This window comes from Arthrobacter saudimassiliensis, assembly GCF_059090665.1.
The window spans coordinates 373,085-392,455 of the sequence record NZ_JBNHFX010000002.1 but is presented as its reverse complement, the minus strand read 5'-3'; the positions used below and the strand labels follow the sequence as shown (position 1 = coordinate 392,455).

The following is a 19,371-nucleotide window of genomic DNA, read 5'->3' as shown; positions in this document are numbered from 1 at the left end:
GATTTCCTGTATCCGCGGGCCCTGGTGCCGCCGCGGCAGGGCGGCTAGGACTCCACGGCGAAGCGCTGGATGAGGCCGAGGGCGATGATCACCAGGCCCCAGGAGATGCCGAGGACAACGGTGATGCGGTTGAGGTTCTTCTCGGCCACGCCGGAGGAGCCCAGGCTGGTGGTCATGCCGCCGCCGAACATGTCGGACATACCGCCGCCGCGTCCCTTGTGCAGCAGGATCAGCAGCGTCAGGAGCACGCTTGTGATCGCCAGCAGCACCAGCAGGATGATCTTGAGAATTTCCACTTACGGCCTTTCAGATGGCACGGTTCTTCACGGCCGGGGCAGCGGCGCCCCGGGCCGGTCACTCGGTGACCAGGTGCTGTTCAAACCTGACAATATTAGCAAACTCGGCTACGTCCAAACTGGCGCCGCCCACCAGCACGCCGTCGACGTCGCGCTCCCGGAGGATGGCGGCGGCGTTGCCGGCCTTCACCGATCCGCCGTAGAGCAGCCGGACCTTCGCGGCGGTGGCGTCGTCGTAGAGGTCCGCCAGTTCCATCCGGATGGTGTTGCACATTTCCTGGGCATCCTGGGGTCCCGCCACCTCGCCGGTGCCGATGGCCCAGATCGGCTCATACGCGATGACCAGGCGGGAAACCTGCTCGGCGTCGAGCCCGGCCAGGTCGGCGCGGACCTGCTCAAGGGTGTGCAGGAGGTGCTCCCCCGCCTGCCGGACCTCCAGTCCCTCGCCCACGCAGAGGATGGGCGTGAGGCCGTTGCGGTAGGCGGCCTTCAGCTTGCGGTTGAGCAGCTCGTCGGTTTCGCCGTGGACGGTGCGGCGTTCGCTGTGGCCCACCAGGACGTACGCGCAGCCGAGCCGGGACAGGAACTGCCCCGAGATGTCGCCGGTGTAGGCGCCCGAATCCTCCGGCGAGAGGTCCTGCGCACCGTAGGCGATCTTCAGCTTGTCGCCCTGCACCAGGGTCTGCACGCTGCGCAGGTCGGTGAACGGCGGGAAGACGGCAACTTCGACCCGTTCGAAGTCGTGGTCGGCGTCCTTGAGGGTCCAGGCCAGTTTCTGCAGCAGGGTGATGGCCTGGACATGGTCCATGTTCATCTTCCAGTTGCCCGCAATCAGTGGCGTGCGGTCGTACTTGCCGTTGGTCGAGCTGGTCATTTCTGCTCCGGAATCTACTCGGGCGGCCGGGGCCGCGACAGGCGCTGCGGCCGCCGCCCACGATCAGGCGGCGGCCGCAGCGGTGGGGAATACTAGCGGTCCAGGACGGTGAGGCCCGGCAGGTCCTTGCCTTCCAGGTACTCCAGCGACGCACCGCCGCCGGTGGAGATGTGGCCGAAGTCGCGGTCCGCGAAGCCCAGGCGGCGCACGGCCGCGGCGGAATCCCCGCCGCCGACGACGGTGAGGCCGGCGCAGTCCTTCAGCGCCTGCGCCACGGCCCGGGTGCCTTCGGCGAAGGCGGGGAACTCGAAGACGCCCATCGGCCCGTTCCAGAAGACGGTCTCGCCGCCGCGGATGCGCTCAGCGAACGCCGCACCGGATTCGGGGCCGATGTCCAGGCCGATGGCCTTGTCGCCAAAGCGGCCCGACTCCATGGCGTCCGCCGGAACGACCTCATGTTCGGCGTCGGCCGCGAAGCGGTCCGCCACCACGATGTCGGTGGGCAGCACGAACTCGCAGCCGACCTCGGCCGCCCGGGCAAGGTAGCCCTTGACGGTCTCGATCTGGTCCTCTTCCAGCAGGCTGGCTCCGACCTTGTGGCCCTGCGCCGCCAGGAAGGTATAGACCATCCCGCCGCCGATTAGCAGGCTGTCGGCCCGGGTCATCAGGTTCTCGATCACGGCCAGCTTGTCGGACACCTTCGAGCCGCCGAGCACCACGACGTAGGGCTTCGCCGGATCCCGGGTGAGGCGGGTCAGGACCTGCACCTCCTCCTTCACCAGGTCGCCCTGGTAGGCGGGCAGGATTTCGGCGATGTCGTAGACGCTGGCGTGCCGGCGGTGCACCGCACCGAACGCATCGTCGACGTAGGCGCCGTTGCCGCCGGTCAGGGCGGCGAGTTCGCGGGCGAAGGCCTGCCGCTCGGCGTCGTCCTTGGAGGTTTCCCGCGGGTCGAACCGCACGTTCTCGAGGACCAGGACGCTGCCGGCCGCCAGGGACCCGGCGAGACGCTTCGCGTCCTCACCGACGGTGTCGGCGGCGAACTCGACGGAGAACGGTGCAAGCTCGTTGAGTTCGTCCGCCGCCGGCCGCAGGGAGTACTTTTCGTCGGGCTTGCCCTTGGGGCGGCCCAGGTGCGCCATGACCATCACCTTGGCACCGTGGCCCACCAGACGCTGGATGGTGGGGATGGAGGCGCGGATGCGGCCGTTGTCGGTCACCCGGCCCTCCTCCAGCGGAACGTTGAGGTCGGAACGCACGAGCACGTAGCGGCCGTCGACGCCCTCGTTGATCAGTTCATCCAGTGTCTTGACTGTCATAGCTACCTTTGGTCGGTCGGTGGTCTGGTAGGTTGGTTGGGTTGGATCCGGGTCAGAGCTTGGAGGCCACCAGCGAGGTCAGGTCGACCAGGCGGCAGGAGTAGCCCCACTCATTGTCGTACCAGCCCACGACCTTCACTTCGTTGCCCATGACCCGGGTCAGTCCGGAGTCGAAAATGCAGGAGGCCGGGTCGGTGACGATGTCGGAGGAGACCAGGGGCTCGTCCGTGTAGCGCAGGATGCCGGCCAGCGCGCCGTCGGCCGCGGCCTGATAGGCGTCGTTGATCTGCTCGACGGTCGCTTCGCGGCTGACCTGCACGGTGAGGTCGGTGATTGAGCCGGTGGGCACCGGCACGCGGAGCGCGAATCCGTCGAGCTTGCCGTCCAGTTCGGGCAGCACCTGGCCGATGGCCTTGGCGGCGCCGGTGGTGGTCGGCACGATGTTCAGGGCGGCCGCCCGGGCGCGGCGCAGGTCGCGGTGCGGTCCGTCCTGCAGGTTCTGATCGGCGGTGTAGGCGTGCACGGTGGTCATCAGGCCCCGCTCGATGCCGAACGCCTCGTGCAGCACCTTGGCCAGCGGGCCCAGGCAGTTGGTGGTGCAGGAGGCATTGGAGATGATGTTGTGCTCGGCGGGGTTGTAATCGCCGTCGTTCACCCCCATCACGATGGTGATGTCGGCGCCCTTGCCCGGCGCGGAGATGAGCACCTTCTTCGCGCCTGCGTCGATGTGCTTCTTCGCGTCGTCGGCCTTGGTGAAGAACCCGGTGGACTCGATGACGATGTCCACCCCGAGGTCCTTCCAGGGCAGGTTCGCGGGGTCGCGTTCGGCGAGGACCTTCAGCGTGCGCCCGCCCACCACGATGTTGCCCTCGTTGACCTCGATGTCGGCCGGAATGCGGCCGGTGACGGAGTCGTACTTCAGCAGATGGGCGAGCGTCTCGGGGCTGGTCAGGTCGTTCACGGCGACAATGTCCAGATCCGCGTTCTGCTCCAGCGCGGCCCGGAAGTAGTTGCGTCCGATGCGTCCGAAGCCGTTGATGCCAACTCGAGTAGTCACTGTCCGTCTCCTTGATAGCTGGTCAATCGAAGATCACGTGACCCCGGTTGTCTGAAGGCCACCTGGGAGCTGCTTCGCCAGGGCCCGCCCGGCCGGTGGGCCGGGCGGGCAGCTGACGGTCTCATCTTACGCGTCGGGCTCCCGCGGGGTACCGGGCAGGGGCGGTTTTTGTCCCGTTCCGGGCCCCTCCGGTGCGGTGCCTAGGCCTCGTTCGGCAGGATCAGCGCCGGGGCGCCGGAGCGGGCGGCGTCGAAGCGCTGCGCGACGTCGGCCCAGTTGATGATGTTCCAGAACGCCTTGACGTAGTCGGCCTTGACGTTGACGTAGTCCAGGTAGAAGGCGTGCTCCCACATGTCCAGCATCAGCAGCGGGATGGTGCCCACCGGGATGTTGCCCTGCTGGTCGTAGAGCTGCTCGATGACCATGTTCTTACCCAGCGGATCGTAGGCCAGGATGGCCCAGCCGGAGCCCTGCAGCGAGGTCGCCGCGGCGGTGAACTGGCCGCGGAAGCCGTCGAAGGAGCCGAAGAACTCGTCAATCGCGGCTGCGAGCTCGCCCTCGGGCTTGTCGCCGCCGTCCGGGCTCATGTTGTTCCAGAAGATGCTGTGGTTGGTGTGCCCGCCCAGGTGGAAGGCCAGGTCCTTGGACAGCTTCGGGATGGAGCCGAACTCGCCCTTATCGCGGGCCTCGGCCATCTGCTCCAGGGCGGTGTTCGCGCCGGCCACGTAGGTGGCGTGGTGCTTGTCGTGGTGCAGCTCCATGATCCGCGCGGAGATGTGCGGCTCCAGGGCGGCGTAATCGTAGGGCAGCTCAGGCAGGGTGTACTTATTGTTCACAGCTTCTCCTTCATGCTCGGCGGCAGCGCCCGACCGGGCCGCTGCGGGAGTGGCCGGTGATGCCGGTGGGAAAGCCGGCGGGCTGCCTCCATCCTATGCAAAGGACCTAGCCGTCGAGCATTTCGGCCGTCACGCTCGCCTCGGTTCCCGGGATGCCCAGCTCCGCGGCACGCTTGTCCGCCATGGCCAGCAGCCGTCGGATGCGCCCGGCCACCGCGTCCTTGGTCATCGCCGGCTCAGCAAGGCGGCCCAGTTCGTCGAGGCTGGCCTGCTTATGCGCCAGGCGCAGTTCGCCCGCGTAGCGCAGATGCGGCGGCACGTCTTCGCCGAGGATTTCGAGGGCGCGCTCGACCCTGGCGCCGGCGGCGACTGCGGCCTGGGCGGAGCGGCGCAGGTTCGCGTCGTCGAAGTTCGCCAGGCGGTTGGCCGTTGCGCGGACCTCCTTGCGCATCCGCCGTTCCTCCCAGACCATCAGCGCGTCGTGGGCGCCCATGCGGGTCAGCAGTGCGGCGATCGCGTCGCCGTCGCGGATCACCACCCGGTCCACCCCGCGCACCTCGCGGGCCTTGGCGGAGATGCCGATGCGCCGGGCAGCGCCCACCAGCGCCAGCGCGGCTTCGGGGCCCGGGCAGGTGACCTCCAGCGCGCAGGAGCGGCCCGGCTCCGTCAGGGAGCCGTGGGCGAGGAAGGCCCCGCGCCAGACCGCCTCGGCGTCGGCGGCGGAACCGTTCACGACCGCGGAGGGCAGGCCGCGGACCGGCCGTCCACGGGAGTCGAGCAGGCCCGTCTGCCGGGCCAGGGACTCACCGTCCCGCACCACGCGGACGACGTACCGGTTGCCGCGGCGCAGGCCGCCGCCGGAGACGACGACGATCTCGCTGCCGTGGCCGTACACCTCGGAGATGGCCGTGCGCAGCCGGCGGGCCGTCGAGGCAAGGTCCACCTCGGCCTCAATGACGATCCGGCCGGAGATGATGTGCAGCCCCCCTGCGAAGCGCAGCAACGCCGAAACCTCGGCCTTGCGGACGGAGGACTTCAACACGTCCAGACGTGAGAGTTCCTCCTTGACGGCGGTGGTGAGGGCCACGGACACACTCCTGTTTCCTGGTGCTAGTTCTCGAAAATGTCCTGGTAGGCGGTGGCGAGCCGCAGCGGATCATGCACTGCACGGCTTCCCGCAGCCCCCACCTTACCGAAGACCGCGCGGGCACCCAGCGCGGCTGCCGCCTCCTCGAAGGCCTCGCGGTCGCCGGCCACGGCCGGGTCCGCCAGCACCGCGTCGACCTTGAAGCCGGGCGCATAGCGGCGGATCACATCCAGATGGTCCGCCGCGGTCATGCCCGCGGTCTCGGTGGTGTCCATGTTCAGGTTCATGGTCAGCAGGCGGCGGGCGTTGGTGGAGCACAGGGCGTCGCGCAGCTGCGGCAGCAGCAGGTGCGGCAGCAGCGAGGTGTACCAGGACCCGGGGCCCAGGATCACCCAGTCCGCCCGCTCGACCGCCTCCAGGGCCTGCGGGCACGCCGGAGCGTCCGCCGGTTCGAGGCGGACGTCCGTGACGTTGCTGCGGGCTCCCGCCGCGGCGAGCCGGGCCTGCCCGCGCACGGTCTCGTGCTGCAGGCCGGACACCGTTTCGCGCAGGACGTCGCCTTCAATGGTCAGCGGAACCGTCGACATCGGCAGCACCTGCCCGCGGGCGCCCAGCAGGGCGCCGGCCCACTGCAGGCCCGCCACCGGGTCCTGCAGCAGCTCCCACAAAGTGACGATGAGCAGGTTGCCCATGGCATGCCCGTCGAGGGTCCCCTCGACCCCGTCCATCGACTTGAAGCGGTGCTGCATGACATCGCGCCAGGTGCGTCCCCAGTCGGTGTCGTCGCACAGCGCGGCCAACGCCATCCGCAGGTCCCCCGGCGGGAGTACGCCCAGGTCCCGCCGGAGCCTGCCGGAGGACCCGCCGTCGTCGGCCACGGTGACCACGGCGGTGAGGTCGGTGGTCAGCAGCCGCAGGGCCGAAAGCGAAGCCGACAGCCCATGCCCGCCGCCCAGCGCGACGACCGCAGGAGCGGCCGACCGGCCGCCGGTGCCCGGACGGGCAGCCGACGTATCGGGAATCAGCGGCAGGGGGCCGGTGAGGAAGCTCACTCCCGCCCCAGGTCGCGGTGATGGGCGCTGACGGTGACGTGCGGCAGCTGGGCCAGCCGCTTCGCGAGCTCCTCGGTCACGGCGACGGACCGGTGCTTGCCGCCGGTGCAGCCGACGGCGATGGTCGCGTAGTGCTTGTTTTCCCGACGGTAGCCGTCGATCACCGGTTCCAGGGCCTCGACGTAGCGGTCCAGGAACTCCTTGGTTCCCTCGGCGTCGAGCACGAAGTCGCGGACATCGCCGTCCTGCCCGGTGTGCGGGCGCAGCTGGGGAATCCAGTGCGGATTGGGAATGAAGCGCACGTCGGCCACGAAGTTGGCGTCCACCGGCAGCCCGTACTTGAAGCCGAAGCTCATCACGTTGAGGCGGAGCACGATCGGCCCGGACTCGGTGAACAGTTCGGTGATGGTTGTCGCCAGCGCGTGGACGTTGAAGCGCGAGGTGTCGACGACGATGTCGGACGAGCGGCGCAGTTCGGCCAGCACGTCCCGTTCGGCGGCGATGCCGTCAAGGATGGAGCCGTCCTCCTGCAGCGGGTGGGGCCGGCGGCCCTGTTCGAAGCGGCGGACCAGGGTGGCGTCGTCGGCGTCGAGGAAGAGCACCCGGTAGCTGACGCCGGCGGCGCGCAGGTTCCGCAGGGCCTCCCGGATGTCCTGGAAGAGCTCCTTGCTGCGGACATCGATCACCACGGCCAGCTTCGGAATCGAATGCGGCATCCGGGACACGAGCTCGGTGAGCGTGCCGAGCATCAGCGGGGGCAGGTTCTCCACGACGTACCAGCCGTGGTCCTCCAGGGCGTTGGCGGCGGTGCTGCGCCCGGCGCCGGACATGCCGGTGACCACGAGCAGCTCGGATTCGGCCGGTTTGACGCTGGTCAGCCCGTCCACTTCAGTCATCGTCGTATTGTCCTGTCGTTGTGGCGTAGACACCGGGTTCCCAGCGTAGCTAAGATTCCACGATTTCGCCGGTGGTCATGTTTACCGCCGGGGCCGCCGCGGTGGACGCTGCGTCCAGCTGGCGGCGGATCGAGGCGGCCAGTGCGGGGCCGATGCCGGGCACCGAACGCAGCTCCTCCTCCCCTGCGCTCCGCAGCTTCTTCACTGAACCGAAGTGCTTCAGCAGGGCGGCGCGTTTGGCCGGACCCAGGCCCTGGATGTCGTCGAGCAGCGACGCGGTCATCGACTTGCCCCGCTTCTGCCGGTGGAAGGTGATGGCGAAGCGGTGGGCCTCGTCGCGGATCCGCTGCAGCAGGAACAGCGCCGGGGAGGACCTGGGCAGGATCACCGGGAATTCGCTGTCCGGCACCCAGACCTCCTCCAGCCTCTTGGCCAGGCCCACCACCTGCACGTCGGTGATGCCCAGGTCGGCCAGGGCCCGGCAGGCTGCATCCACCTGGGGCCGCCCGCCGTCGACCACCACCAGGTTCGGCGGATAGGCGAACTTCGGCCGGGCGACCGGGGTGAGGGTGTTCGCCCGGGGTGCGGCGGATCGGGCGGGCGCCTGCCGCTCCGCGCCGGCGTCGCCCGCCTGCTCCCCTGCCTCCGCCGGACCGGTTGCCTCGGCTGCCTCAACGGCTGCGGCGACTTCGTCCGGGTGGGCGTTGGGATCGAAGTTCTCCGACAGGTAGTGGCGGAAGCGGCGGCTGATCACGTCGTACATGGCCGAGGTGTCGTCGCGGGCGGCGTCGCCGGTGATGGCGAACCGGCGGTAGTCGGACTTCTTGGCCAGGCCGTCCTCGGCGACGACCATGGAGGCGACCACGTTGGTGCCCTGGACGTGGGAGATGTCGTAGCACTCGATCCGCAGCGGCGAGACCGGCAGGTCCAGGGCGTCCTGGAGCTCCTGGAGGGCAGCGGAGCGGGCGGTGAGGTCCGAGGCGCGGCGGCTCTTGTGCAGGCGCAGCGCGTCCTCGGCGTTCTGTTCCACCGTTTCCATCAGGGCGCGCTTGTCGCCGCGCCTCGGGACCCGGATCTTGACCTTGGAGCCGCGCAGTCCCGACAGCCAGGCCTCCAGGTCCTCCACGTTGGCCGGCAGCCGGGGCACCAGGACCTTGCGCGGGATGCGGTCGGTGGAGGCGGCTTCGCCGTACACCTGCTGGAGCAGGTGCTCGATGAGGTCCTCGTCTCCGGTGTCCTCGACCTTCTCGACCACCCAGCCGCGCTGGCCGCGGATCCGGCCGCCGCGGACGTGGAACACCTGGGCCGATGCCTCGAGCTCGTCCTCGCGCAGGCCGAAGATGTCTGCGTCGGTGTCCTCGCTGAGCACCACGGCGTTCCGCTCGAAGACCTTCTTCAGGGCGGAGATGTCGTCGCGGATACGGGCGGCGGACTCGTAGTCCAGCTCCGCGACGGCCTCGCGCATCCGGGCCTCGAGGTCCTGGATGAAACGCCTGCTGTCCCCTGCCATGAAGTCGCACAGGGAGGCGGCGATGTCGCGGTGCTCCTCGGCGGTCACGCGGCCCACGCACGGCGCGGCGCACTTGTCGATGTAGCCGAGCAGGCAGGGGCGGCCGGTGCGCTCGGCACGGCGGAAGACGCCGGTGCTGCAGGTCCGCACCGGAAACACGCGCAGCAGGGTGTCGAGGGTCTCGCGGATGGCCTTTGCCGGATAGAAGGGACCGAAGTACCGGGTGTCCTTCCGGCGGTCACCGCGCATCACCTGGGCACGCGGGTACTTCTCCCCCATCGTGACGGCCAGGTAGGGGTAGGACTTGTCGTCCCGGAACATGATGTTGAACCGCGGATCGTATTCCTTGATCCACGTGTACTCGAGCTGCAGAGCCTCGAGCTCGGTGCCGACGACGGTCCATTCCACCCCGGCGGCGGTATGGACCATGGTGCGGGTCTTGGGCATCAGGCCGGCCGGATTGGCGAAGTAGGAGTTCAGGCGGGAGCGTAGGTTCTTCGCCTTGCCCACGTAGATGACCCGGCCCTGGGCGTCGCGGAAACGGTAGACGCCCGGCTGGGTGGGGATTTCGCCGGTCTTGGGCCGGTAGCTTGCTGGATCTGCCACTGTTCCATCCTACGGTCGGCCCGCCGGCCGCCCGGGAGCTTTCGCGGACGGCGGAGGCGGCCCGGCCGGGCGTCAGCCTTCGGGCTTGTGCTGGTTGTAGGTGCCGGCGCGTTCCTGGCCGCTGAGTTCGGCGATGGCGTCCATCACCCGGTCGGTGGCCTGCCGCCGGGCAGGGAGGGCATGGTCCGGCCCGGTCTTTTGGAAGTACAGCGGCCGGCCTACCTTCATCGTGAAGTGCTGGGGCCGGACCATCCGGGCGCCTGCGGGCTGGAGCCGTTCCGTCCCGATCAGTCCGACCGGCACCACGGGGGCGCCGGAGGTCAGCGCCAGCCAGCCGACGCCGGTCCGCCCGCGGTAGAGCAGACCGTCGCGGGAGCGGGTTCCTTCGGGATAGATGCCGATGCCGCCGTCCTGGTCCAGGATGTCCAGGAGGGTGCGCAGCGCCGCCACGCTGGCGGCCTGTTCACCGCGCTCGACCGGAATTGAGCCGACGCCTTCGAAGAAGCTGCGCATGGCCGCGCCTTTGAGCCCGGTTCCGGTGAAGTATTCGGCCTTGGCGAAGAACGCCACCCGCCGGGGCATGAGGGCCTGGACCAGGACGCTGTCCAGGAAGGACAGGTGGTTGGCCGCCACGATGAAAGGCCCGGTGGGCGGCACGTTTTCCAGCCCGATGATGGTGGGCCGGCAGAGCCCGGCAATCAGGGCGCGGGTGCTGGTCCGGGTGAGCTTATAGACGCCCATGCGCGGCCACCTCCCGGCTGCCGTCGGCGTCCCGGAAGGGAGCGGAGGCGGAGGAAGACTCCTGCCCGGCGGAGGCAGGCTCGTGCCCCGGGAGTTCGACGGCCGGTGCGGCAGCCGTCCGGGCGATTGCTGCGGGCAGGTCCCCGGCCCGCGCGACGACCTCCGCGGCGCCGGCCTCCTTCAGCTCGCCGTCGGCGGCGAAACCCCAGGTGATGCCGATGCAGGGCAGGCCGTTGGCGGCCGCCCCGTGCACGTCATGGCTCCGGTCACCGATCATCACCGCACGGTCCCAGGCGCCGCGGTGCCGTTCGAGCGCGGCCGCGACGATGGAGGCCTTCCCGTCCGTCGCCGCCGTCCGTTCGTCGTCGGGGGAACCGTGGATGGAGGCGAAGAACCCGTCAAGGCCCTGGAGGCGCAGCAGTTCATGCGCCAGGCCTTCGGGCTTCTGCGTGGCGACGGCGAGCAGGCACCGCCCCTGCAGCTCCGCCAGGACTTCGGGAATGCCGGGGTACGGCCGGCTCGCGGCCATTCCGCTGCTGCGGTATCGGGCGCGGTAGGCTGCGATCACTTCGTCGAGGCGGTCCTCGGGAACCGCGGCGATCTCGCGCAGCGACGTCGTGAGCGCCGGGCCCACCATCGCCGAGAGCCGGTCAGGTCCGGGCACCGGCAGCCCGGCTTCCGCCAGGGCCCCGGCGATGCCGCCGGTGATACTTCCGGCGGGATCCACAAGGGTCCCGTCAAGGTCGAACAGCACCAGCAACCGCGTCTCATTCACCGGGCAAGTTTCCCACATGTGACGCCCTGCACCGAAAAACACATGCCGTCACACGCATGTATTGCCGCGGGCATATTCCTCCGCTGCCCTTCCACACCCTTCCCCGGCCGCCGCAGCGGCCGGGGAACCGGGAAGCTCAGGGCAGGATTTCAGCCAGGAAGGTGCCGGTGTGGCTGGCCTCGCTCGCTGCCACCTTTTCCGGCGTACCGGTGGCGACCACCATGCCGCCGCCGGACCCGCCGTCGGGCCCCATGTCGATCAGCCAGTCGGCGCTCTTGATCACGTCGAGGTTGTGCTCGATGGTGATGACCGTGTTGCCTTTGTCCACCAGCCCCTGCAGGACCAGCAGCAGCTTGCGCACGTCCTCGAAGTGCAGGCCGGTGGTCGGCTCGTCCAGCACGTACACGCTGCGCCCGTTCGAACGCTTCTGCAGCTCGCCCGCCAGCTTGACGCGCTGGGCCTCGCCGCCGGACAAAGTGGTGGCCGGCTGGCCGAGCCGGACGTACCCCAGCCCGACGTCGACCATGGTCTTGAGGTACCGGGCGATCGCCGTGTAGGCGGAGAAGAACTCGGCGGCCTCCTCGATCGGCATGTCCAGGACCTCGGCGATGTTCTTGCCCTTGTAGTGCACCTCGAGCGTCTCGCGGTTGTAGCGCGCTCCGTGGCACACCTCGCAGGGCACGTACACGTCCGGCAGGAAGTTCATTTCGATCTTCAGGGTGCCGTCACCGTGGCAGGCCTCGCAGCGGCCGCCCTTGACGTTGAACGAGAAGCGCCCGGCCTGGTAGCCGCGCACCTTCGCCTCGGTGGTTTCCGCGAAGAGCTTGCGGATGCGGTCGAACACGCCCGTGTAGGTCGCCGGGTTGGACCGGGGGGTGCGGCCGATCGGGCTCTGGTCGACGTGGATCACCTTGTCCAGGTGTTCCAGGCCCTCGACCCGGGTGTGCCGGCCGGGAACGTGCTTGGCGCCGTTGAGCTTGTTCGCCAGCACCTTGTAGAGGATGTCGTTGATCAGGGTGGACTTGCCGGACCCGGAGACACCCGTGACGGCGGTGAAGACGCCCAGCGGCACGGTCACGTCGATGTTGCGCAGGTTGTTTTCCTTGGCGCCGACGATCTTCAGCTGGCGCTTGCGGTCGATCTTGCGGCGCTTGGCCGGAATCTCGATTTCGCGCCGGCCGGTGAGGTAGTCCGCGGTGATCGAGCGCGGGTTCTCCAGCAGCTCCGCCAGCGGACCCGAGTGGACGACCTCGCCGCCGTGCTCGCCGGCGCCGGGGCCGACGTCGACGATCCAGTCCGCTTCCTTGATGGTGTCCTCGTCGTGCTCCACGACGATCAGGGTGTTGCCCAGGTTCCGCAGCCGGGTCAGCGTCTCAATGAGGCGCCGGTTGTCCCGCTGGTGCAGGCCGATGGAGGGCTCGTCGAGGACGTACAGCACGCCCACCAGGCCGGAGCCGATCTGGGTGGCCAGCCGGATGCGCTGCGCCTCGCCGCCGGACAGGGTGCCGGCGGCCCGGGACAGGCTGAGGTACTCCAGGCCGACGTCGAGCAGGAAGGTCAGGCGGGCCAGGATCTCCTTGAGCACCTGGTTGGCGATCTGCGCCTCCCGTCCGGTCAGCTCCAGGCCCTCCAGGAAGGACCGGACCTCGCGCAGCGGCAGGGCGGTGACCTCGGCGATGTTGCGGCCGTTGATGAGGACGGACAGGGACGTGGGGTTCAGGCGCGCGCCGCCGCACTCGGGGCATGCGATTTCCCGCATGTACTCCTCGTAGCGGTCGCGGGCGCTGTCCGACTCGGTCTCCAGGTGCTTGCGCTGGATGTACTGGACGACGCCCTCAAAGCCCGTGGTGTAGCGGCGGATCCGGCCGAACCGGTTGCGGTACTCCACCTCCACCTTGTGGTCCTTGCCGTTCAGCACCGCCTGCTGGACGTGCTTGGGCAGCGAATGCCAGGGGGTGTCCATGGAGAAGTCCATGTCCTTGGCCAGGCCCTCGAGCAGCCGGTTCCAGTACTCGGTGGTGGCGGTGCCGAGGGACCAGGGGGCGACGGCGCCGTCGCGCAGCGACTTGTCCGGATCCGGAATGACCAGCTCCTCATCGACCTCCAGCCGGGAGCCGATGCCGGTGCAGACCGGGCAGGCGCCGAACGGGTTGTTGAAGGAGAAGGAGCGGGGCTCGACTTCGTCCAGCGCCAGGGCGTGCTCGTTGGGGCAGGCCAGGTTTTCGGAGAAGGCCCGGATCCGGTCCGGTGCGTCCTCGGGCAGATCGACGAAGTCGGTGAGCACGCGGCCGTCGGCCAGGCCCAGCGCGGTCTCGATGGAATCGGTGAGCCGCTGCCGGACCCCGTCCTTGACCACCAGGCGGTCGACGACGACTTCGATGGTGTGCTTGTACTGCTTGCCCAGCTTCGGCGGATCGGAGAGCTGGACCTGCTTGCCGTCGACCCGGGCCCGGGAGTAGCCCTTGGAGGCCAGTTCCTTGAACAGGTCCACGAACTCGCCCTTGCGGCCGCGGACCACCGGGGCCAGGACCTGGAAGCGGGTGCCTTCGGGCAGCTCGAGAAGCTGGTCGACGATCTGCTGCGGGGTCTGCCGGGAAATCGGCTCGCCGCAGACCGGACAGTGCGGGCGGCCGACGCGCGCCCAGAGCAGGCGCATGTAGTCGTAGATCTCGGTGATCGTGCCGACCGTCGAGCGGGGATTGTTGCTCGTGGACTTCTGGTCGATGGAGACCGCCGGCGAGAGTCCTTCGATGAAGTCGACGTCGGGCTTGTCCACCTGCCCCAGGAACATGCGGGCGTACGCCGACAGGGATTCCACGTAGCGGCGCTGGCCTTCGGCGAAGATGGTGTCGAAGGCCAGGGAGGACTTGCCGGAGCCCGACAGGCCGGTGAAGACGATCATCGCGTCCCGGGGCAGGTCCAGGTCCACGTTGCGCAGGTTGTGCTCCCGCGCACCCTTGACGATCAGCCGGGAAAGGTCATTGCCGGTCGGTTGGCGAACCAGGCCACCGGTCTGGGAAGAAGTCGCAGTAGACACGTTTTCCACTGTAGATCAAACGCGAATCGAAGACGTATTCGAGCGGCGCCGTGTTCACCGGGAGCGTAGGGCCGCCTCCACGATGGCCAGCGCGGCGTCGGCTGCCAGGCCGTTGGCGTGCGCGGCGTCGGCGTACACCTTGGCTGCGTCGGCCACCCGGCGGCGGGCGTCTCCGGCCGGAGCGGAGACGACGGTGCCGGCGCGGGAGCGGGTCGTGACGATCTCGGCATGCTCCAGCTCGCGGTAGGCGCGGGCAACGGTGTTGACGGCCAGGCCCAGCTCAGCGGCCAGCGTGCGGACCGGCGGAAGCCTGGTTCCGACCGGCAGGCGGCCGTCGTTCGCCGCGGTGAGGATCTGCAGGCGAAGCTGCTCGTACGGCGGCACGGGGTCGGATGGATCGATCCGTACCCATGAGAGCACCTGGTCGCTCAATGATTCGTCCTCCCTGTTCCGGTCAGCGGGCCGACGGCGCCGGGGCTCACCGGCGCCCCTGCAGGCCCGCCCTCATTCTGCCACGGCGCCCCTCCGGGCAGCGGCAGTCCCGCCCGCTGCCCCGTCCGCTGCCCCGGCTCCGTCATCGTCCCCTTCCTCGTCCACGGCCGGGCCGCTGAACTGGGCGCGGTACAGATCCGCGTAGAATCCTTCGGCCTCGAGCAGCGCGTCATGCGTGCCCTGCTCCACGATCCGTCCGCCCTGGACGACCAAGATGACGTCGGCATCACGGACGGTGGAGAGCCGGTGGGCGATGACGAAGCTGGTACGGTCCTGCCGCAGGGCGTTCATGGCGAGCCGGATTGCGACCTCGGTTCGGGTGTCCACGGAGCTGGTCGCCTCGTCCAGGACCAGGATCGCGGGGTCGGCCAGCCAGGCCCGGGCGATGGTGAGCAGCTGCCGCTGGCCCTGGCTCAGCGACCCGCCGTCGTCGCCCAGCACGGTGTCGTATCCCTCGGGCAGGGAACGGACGAAGTGGTCAACATGGGTGGCGCGGGCGGCGGCAACGATCTGCTCTTCCGTGGCCCCGGGGGCGCCGTAGGCCAGGTTCTCCCGGATGGTGCCCTCGAACAGCCATGCGTCCTGCAGCACCATCCCGATCAGCCTGCGCAGGTCCCGGCGCCGCATCCGTGCCGTGTCGACGCCGTCGATGGTGATGCGGCCGGCGTCGACGTCATAGAAGCGCATCAGCAGGTTCACCAGCGTGGTCTTGCCCGCGCCGGTGGGGCCGACGATGGCCACCGTCTGTCCCGGCTCGGCCACGAAGGACAGGTCGCGGATCAGGGGCGCTTCCGGTGAGTAGCTGAAGTCGACATGCTCGAAGGCCACCCGGCCGCGCACCCGGGAGGGGGTCACCGGGTGCGCCGGATCAGGTACCTGCTCCGGTGCGTCGAGCAGTTCGAAAACCCGTTCCGCGGAGGCGACGCCGGACTGGAGCATATTGATCAGCGAGCCGATCTGGCCCAGCGGCTGGGAGAACTGCCGGCTGTACTGCACGAAGGCCTGCACTCCCCCGATGGAGAGCCTGCCGTTGGCCACCAGCAGGCCGCCGACGACGGCGACGGCCACGTAGTTGAGGTTCGAGATGAACTGCATGGTCGGCATGATGATGCCGGAGACGAACTGGGCCCGGAACGAGGAACGGTAGAGCTGCCGGTTGGCCGGCCGGAAGCCCTCCACCACCCGTTCGGACTGGCCGAAGGCCTTGACCACGTCATGGGCACTGAACATTTCCTCGATGTAGCCATTCACCTCGCCTGTGGATTTCCACTGCTGCATGAACTGCACCTGCGAGCGCCGGGCGATCAGGACGGTCACGACGGCGGACACCGGCACCGTGATCACCGCGATCAGGGCGAGCAGCGGCGAGAGCCAGAGCATCATGCCCAGCACGCCGATGATGGTCAGCGAGGCGGTCACGATCTGTGTCAGCGTCTGGGAGAGGGTCTGCGCCAGGTTGTCGATGTCGTTGGTGACCCGGCTGAGCACGTCTCCGCGCGCTTCCCGCTGGAAGTGGGACATCGGCAGCCGGAAGAGCTTGGCGTCCACGTCCCTGCGGAGCCGGTACATCGCGTTCTGCACCACCCGGGCGGTGACCCGTGCCTGCAGCCAGCCGAACAGGAAGGCTGCGAGGTAGATGCCCAGCACTCCCAGCACCAATACGGCGAGCCGTCCGAAGTCCACCCCCTGTCCGGGCACCACGTCCATGGCGGCCAGCATGTCCGCGAGCTGCTCCTGCCCCTGCCGGCGCAGCTCCTGCACCTGCTCGTCCTTGCTGACTCCCTGCTGCAGTCCGGCGCCGATCACGCCGTCAAAGATCACGTTGGTCGCCTGGCCCAGGACCGCCGGCGCGCTGACGGCGAGCGCCACGGAGACGACGGCGGCGGTCATGACCACCGCGACCCGCAGCCGGTCCGGCGCCATCAGGGCCAGGATGCGGCGCACGCCCGCACGGAAGTTCATCGGCTTGCCGCCCGGGGCGTGGCCGCCTGCGGGACGGCCGGCACCGGGCCGGCTTCCCCCATGCATTCCGCTCACGGGCCCACCTCCGTTCGGCGCGGCTGACCAGGCTCCCGGGACGTCGGGAGGGATTGCCGCAGCTGGGCATGCGTGCCCCGCCGTCCCGCCGTCACGGGACCTCCTCCGCCGTCAGCTGGGATTCGACGATCTCCCGATACGTCGGCGAAGACTCCAGCAGTTCGGCGTGCGTCCCCTGGGCAGCCACCCGGCCCTCCTCCAGCACGACGATCCGGGCGGCGTCGCTGATGGTGTTGACCCGCTGCGCCACGATCAGCACCGTGGCGTCCGCGGTGCGCTGCTTCAGGGCCGCGCGGAGCCGGGCGTCGGTGGCGAAGTCCAGGGCAGAGAAGCTGTCGTCGAACAGATAGACGGCGGGCCGGACCACCAGGGCGCGGGCTATGGCCAGGCGCTGACGCTGGCCGCCGGAGAAGTTGCCGCCGCCCTGCTCCACGCGCTGTTCGAGTCCCTCCCGGTGCGCCCGGACAAAGTCAGCCGCCTGGGCGATCTCGAGCGCCTGCCACAGTTCGGCGTCAGTGGCCTCGGGCCGGCCGAACCGGAGGTTGGAGGCAACGGTGCCGCTGAACAGATACGCCCGCTGCGGCACCAGGCCGATGCCGCTGCGCAGCGACTGCAGGGTGACGTCGCGGATGTCCTGCCCGTCCACCAGGATCCTGCCGGCAGTGGCGTCAAGGAGCCGGGGCACCAGGTTAACGAGCGTGGACTTGCCGGCTCCGGTCGAGCCGATGATGGCCGTGGTCTGCCCGGACGCCGCCGTGAAGCTGATGTCCTGCAGCACCGGCGCTTCTGCCCCCGGGTAGGTGTAGCCCACGTTGTCGAAGACCAGGGTGCCGCCGTCGTACACCAGGGGAACCGCGGTGCCGGCGTCGCGCACCGTGCTTTCGGTGTCGAGGACTTCGTAGATACGTTCGGCGCACACTGCAGCCCGCGGGAGCATCATGATCATGAACATCGACATCATGACCGCCATCAGGATCTGCATGATGTACGCGATGAAGGCGGTGAGGGCGCCGATCTGCATCTGGCCGGCATCAATCCGGTAGGCGCCGAACCAGACAACGGCCACGGACGCGAGGTTGGCGACCAGCATTGCGGCCGGGAACAGCAGCGCCATGTACTGAGCCGTGCGCAGCTGGGTCTTGGTCAGGTTCCGGTTGGCGCCGTCGAACCTCTCCTGCTCGGTGCGCTCGCGGACAAACGCGCGGATGACGGCCAGGCCCATGATCTGTTCGCGCAGCACCCCGTTCACCCGGTCGATCTGCCTTTGGACCCTGCGGAAGAGCGGGATCAGCCGGCGCAGCACCAGCCCGATGACGATGAACAGTGCCGGCAGGATCAGCAGCAGGATTCCGGAGAGGGCGACGTCCTGGTTCAGGGCCAGCAGCACCCCGCCCAGGCCCATGATCGGAGCGGAGACCATCACCGTGAAGGTCATCAGCAGCGTCATCTGAACCTGCTGGACGTCGTTGGTGGTGCGGGTGATCAGGGAAGGCGCGCCGAAAGTGCCCACTTCCCGGGAGGAGAACGACTCCACCGAGGTAAACAGCCGCTCCCGGATGTCCCGGCCGGCACTCATCGCCACCCGGGACGCGAGATAGGTGGCCGCCACGGCGCAGACCACCTGGCCGGCCGTCACGGCGAGCATCCAGCCGCCGACGTCGAGGATCACCGCGGTGTTGCCGGTGACCACTCCCCGGTCGATGATGTCGGCGTTCAGGGTCGGCAGGTACAGGGTCGCCACGGTCTGCAGCAGCTGCAGGAGAACGACGACGGCGACCGCGCCCTTATACGGCGCCAGGTTCTGCCGAACCAGCCTGAGGAGCATCCGGCCAACGTACCGCCACCGGTGGGCGCGCACAATCCCCGCGGAGCCGTCTGCCCCGTCTCACTGGCCGGGAGGGGCGGGGGGCGAAGGCGGCGAGCGCCGGGCTGTGGGACCTGTCACGTGCGGCCGCGGCACAGTGGATACACTGCCCCCATGTGGGATTTGGAGAATGTCACCATCCGTCGGGCGTCAGTCGGCGAGATGGACAACAACGTTTATGTCATTACCGCCAAGCGCTCGGGCGCCCAGGTGATCATTGATGCCGCCGACGACTTCCCGGCCATTCAGGCGCTGCTGGAGAGCGGCGCCCAGGACAGCGGCGGGCCGGCGCACGTGGAAATGATCATCACCACGCACAGCCACTGGGACCATGTGCGGGCCCTCGCTGAGGCTGCCGCCGCCACCGGCGCACGGACGGCCGCCGGCAGCGATGACATTCCGGATATCCCGTTGAGCGCGGATGTGGCCCTCAACCACGGCGACATCCTGGACTTCGACGGGTTCGACCTGGAAGTGATCCACCTGCGCGGGCACACGCCGGGTTCCGTCGCCCTGCTCTGCCGCAACGGTGCCGGCCCCGCCCACCTGTTCTCCGGGGACTCGCTGTTCCCTGGCGGGGTCGGGAACACATGGAAGGATCCTGAACGCTTCACCTCGCTCTTCAGCGATGTAGTCGAACGTGTGTTCGAATACCTTCCTGACGACACAGTGGTGCACCCCGGCCACGGAACTCACACGACGCTCGGCGCGGAGCGGCCGCACCTGCCGGAGTGGAAGGCGCGGGGCTGGTAGCCACCACGCTGGAAAGCGCGGCCGGCCGCCGGAACACCGGGGATGGTGCCTGAAAGGCGCGGGCGGAACACGCGGGCGGGAACCTGCCGAACGTGAGGCCCAGGCTGTCAGCTGCCGGACAAGAACCATGTCGAAACAC

General features: G+C 69.1%; 16 protein-coding genes. 1 reads left to right on the top strand and 15 read right to left on the bottom strand.

What is annotated here, in order from left to right; all coding sequences use genetic code 11:
- Nucleotides 1–44 precede the first annotated feature (44 nt).
- The 15 genes from secG to AC5RV6_RS08910 all read right to left on the bottom strand — a co-directional run bounded on the left by secG (nucleotide 45) and on the right by AC5RV6_RS08910 (nucleotide 18,440).
- Nucleotides 45–296, bottom strand: coding sequence for a preprotein translocase subunit SecG (gene secG / locus AC5RV6_RS08980; protein ID WP_494006963.1), 252 nt, complete (start codon nucleotides 294–296; stop codon nucleotides 45–47).
- Nucleotides 297–354: 58 nt separating this feature from the next.
- Nucleotides 355–1,170, bottom strand: coding sequence for a triose-phosphate isomerase (gene tpiA / locus AC5RV6_RS08975; protein WP_494006962.1), 816 nt, complete (start codon nucleotides 1,168–1,170; stop codon nucleotides 355–357).
- Nucleotides 1,171–1,262: 92 nt separating this feature from the next.
- Nucleotides 1,263–2,489 (bottom strand): phosphoglycerate kinase, encoded by a 1,227-nt coding sequence (locus AC5RV6_RS08970; RefSeq protein WP_494006961.1) that lies wholly within the window; start codon nucleotides 2,487–2,489, stop codon nucleotides 1,263–1,265.
- Nucleotides 2,490–2,541: 52 nt separating this feature from the next.
- Entirely contained in the window at nucleotides 2,542–3,546 is a 1,005-nt protein-coding gene (gene gap / locus AC5RV6_RS08965) for a type I glyceraldehyde-3-phosphate dehydrogenase (RefSeq protein WP_494006960.1), read from the bottom strand.
- 200 nt (nucleotides 3,547–3,746) lie between these two features.
- Nucleotides 3,747–4,382 (bottom strand): superoxide dismutase, encoded by a 636-nt coding sequence (locus tag AC5RV6_RS08960; protein WP_494006029.1) that lies wholly within the window; start codon nucleotides 4,380–4,382, stop codon nucleotides 3,747–3,749.
- Nucleotides 4,383–4,488: 106 nt separating this feature from the next.
- Nucleotides 4,489–5,469 (bottom strand): DNA-binding protein WhiA, encoded by a 981-nt coding sequence (gene whiA, locus AC5RV6_RS08955; protein ID WP_494006959.1) that lies wholly within the window; start codon nucleotides 5,467–5,469, stop codon nucleotides 4,489–4,491.
- A 23-nt stretch (nucleotides 5,470–5,492) separates the two neighbouring features.
- Nucleotides 5,493–6,521, bottom strand: coding sequence for a gluconeogenesis factor YvcK family protein (locus AC5RV6_RS08950; protein WP_494006958.1), 1,029 nt, complete (start codon nucleotides 6,519–6,521; stop codon nucleotides 5,493–5,495).
- Nucleotides 6,518–7,417: an RNase adapter RapZ gene (rapZ, locus tag AC5RV6_RS08945; protein ID WP_494006957.1), complete on the bottom strand. Its 900-nt coding sequence runs from the start codon at nucleotides 7,415–7,417 to the stop codon at nucleotides 6,518–6,520. The genes AC5RV6_RS08950 and rapZ overlap by 4 nt, the downstream gene beginning before the upstream one ends.
- A gap of 49 nt (nucleotides 7,418–7,466) precedes the next feature.
- Nucleotides 7,467–9,533: an excinuclease ABC subunit UvrC gene (gene uvrC, locus AC5RV6_RS08940; protein ID WP_494006956.1), complete on the bottom strand. Its 2,067-nt coding sequence runs from the start codon at nucleotides 9,531–9,533 to the stop codon at nucleotides 7,467–7,469.
- Between the two features lie 72 nt (nucleotides 9,534–9,605).
- A complete protein-coding gene (locus tag AC5RV6_RS08935) occupies nucleotides 9,606–10,274 on the bottom strand; it encodes a lysophospholipid acyltransferase family protein (protein ID WP_494006955.1) in 669 nt (222 codons plus the stop codon).
- Nucleotides 10,261–11,049 carry an HAD hydrolase-like protein gene (locus AC5RV6_RS08930; RefSeq protein ID WP_494006954.1) on the bottom strand — a complete coding sequence of 263 codons (789 nt, stop codon included), beginning with the start codon at nucleotides 11,047–11,049 and terminating at the stop codon, nucleotides 10,261–10,263. The genes AC5RV6_RS08935 and AC5RV6_RS08930 overlap by 14 nt, the downstream gene beginning before the upstream one ends.
- 136 nt (nucleotides 11,050–11,185) lie before the next feature.
- Nucleotides 11,186–14,086, bottom strand: a complete 2,901-nt coding sequence (gene uvrA / locus AC5RV6_RS08925) for an excinuclease ABC subunit UvrA (protein ID WP_494006953.1) — start codon at nucleotides 14,084–14,086, stop codon at nucleotides 11,186–11,188.
- A 54-nt stretch (nucleotides 14,087–14,140) separates the two neighbouring features.
- Nucleotides 14,141–14,518 carry a GntR family transcriptional regulator gene (locus tag AC5RV6_RS08920; RefSeq protein WP_494006952.1) on the bottom strand — a complete coding sequence of 126 codons (378 nt, stop codon included), beginning with the start codon at nucleotides 14,516–14,518 and terminating at the stop codon, nucleotides 14,141–14,143.
- 72 nt (nucleotides 14,519–14,590) lie between these two features.
- Nucleotides 14,591–16,606: an ABC transporter ATP-binding protein gene (locus AC5RV6_RS08915; RefSeq protein WP_494007384.1), complete on the bottom strand. Its 2,016-nt coding sequence runs from the start codon at nucleotides 16,604–16,606 to the stop codon at nucleotides 14,591–14,593.
- Between the two features lie 100 nt (nucleotides 16,607–16,706).
- The gene (locus AC5RV6_RS08910) at nucleotides 16,707–18,440 is read right to left on the bottom strand and encodes an ABC transporter ATP-binding protein (RefSeq protein ID WP_494006951.1); all 1,734 of its coding nucleotides are present in this window, start codon (nucleotides 18,438–18,440) and stop codon (nucleotides 16,707–16,709) included.
- A 153-nt stretch (nucleotides 18,441–18,593) separates the two neighbouring features.
- On the opposite strand from AC5RV6_RS08910, the gene AC5RV6_RS08905 reads away from it, so the two are divergent.
- A complete protein-coding gene (locus AC5RV6_RS08905) occupies nucleotides 18,594–19,232 on the top strand; it encodes an MBL fold metallo-hydrolase (protein WP_494006950.1) in 639 nt (212 codons plus the stop codon).
- Nucleotides 19,233–19,371: the final 139 nt, after the last annotated feature.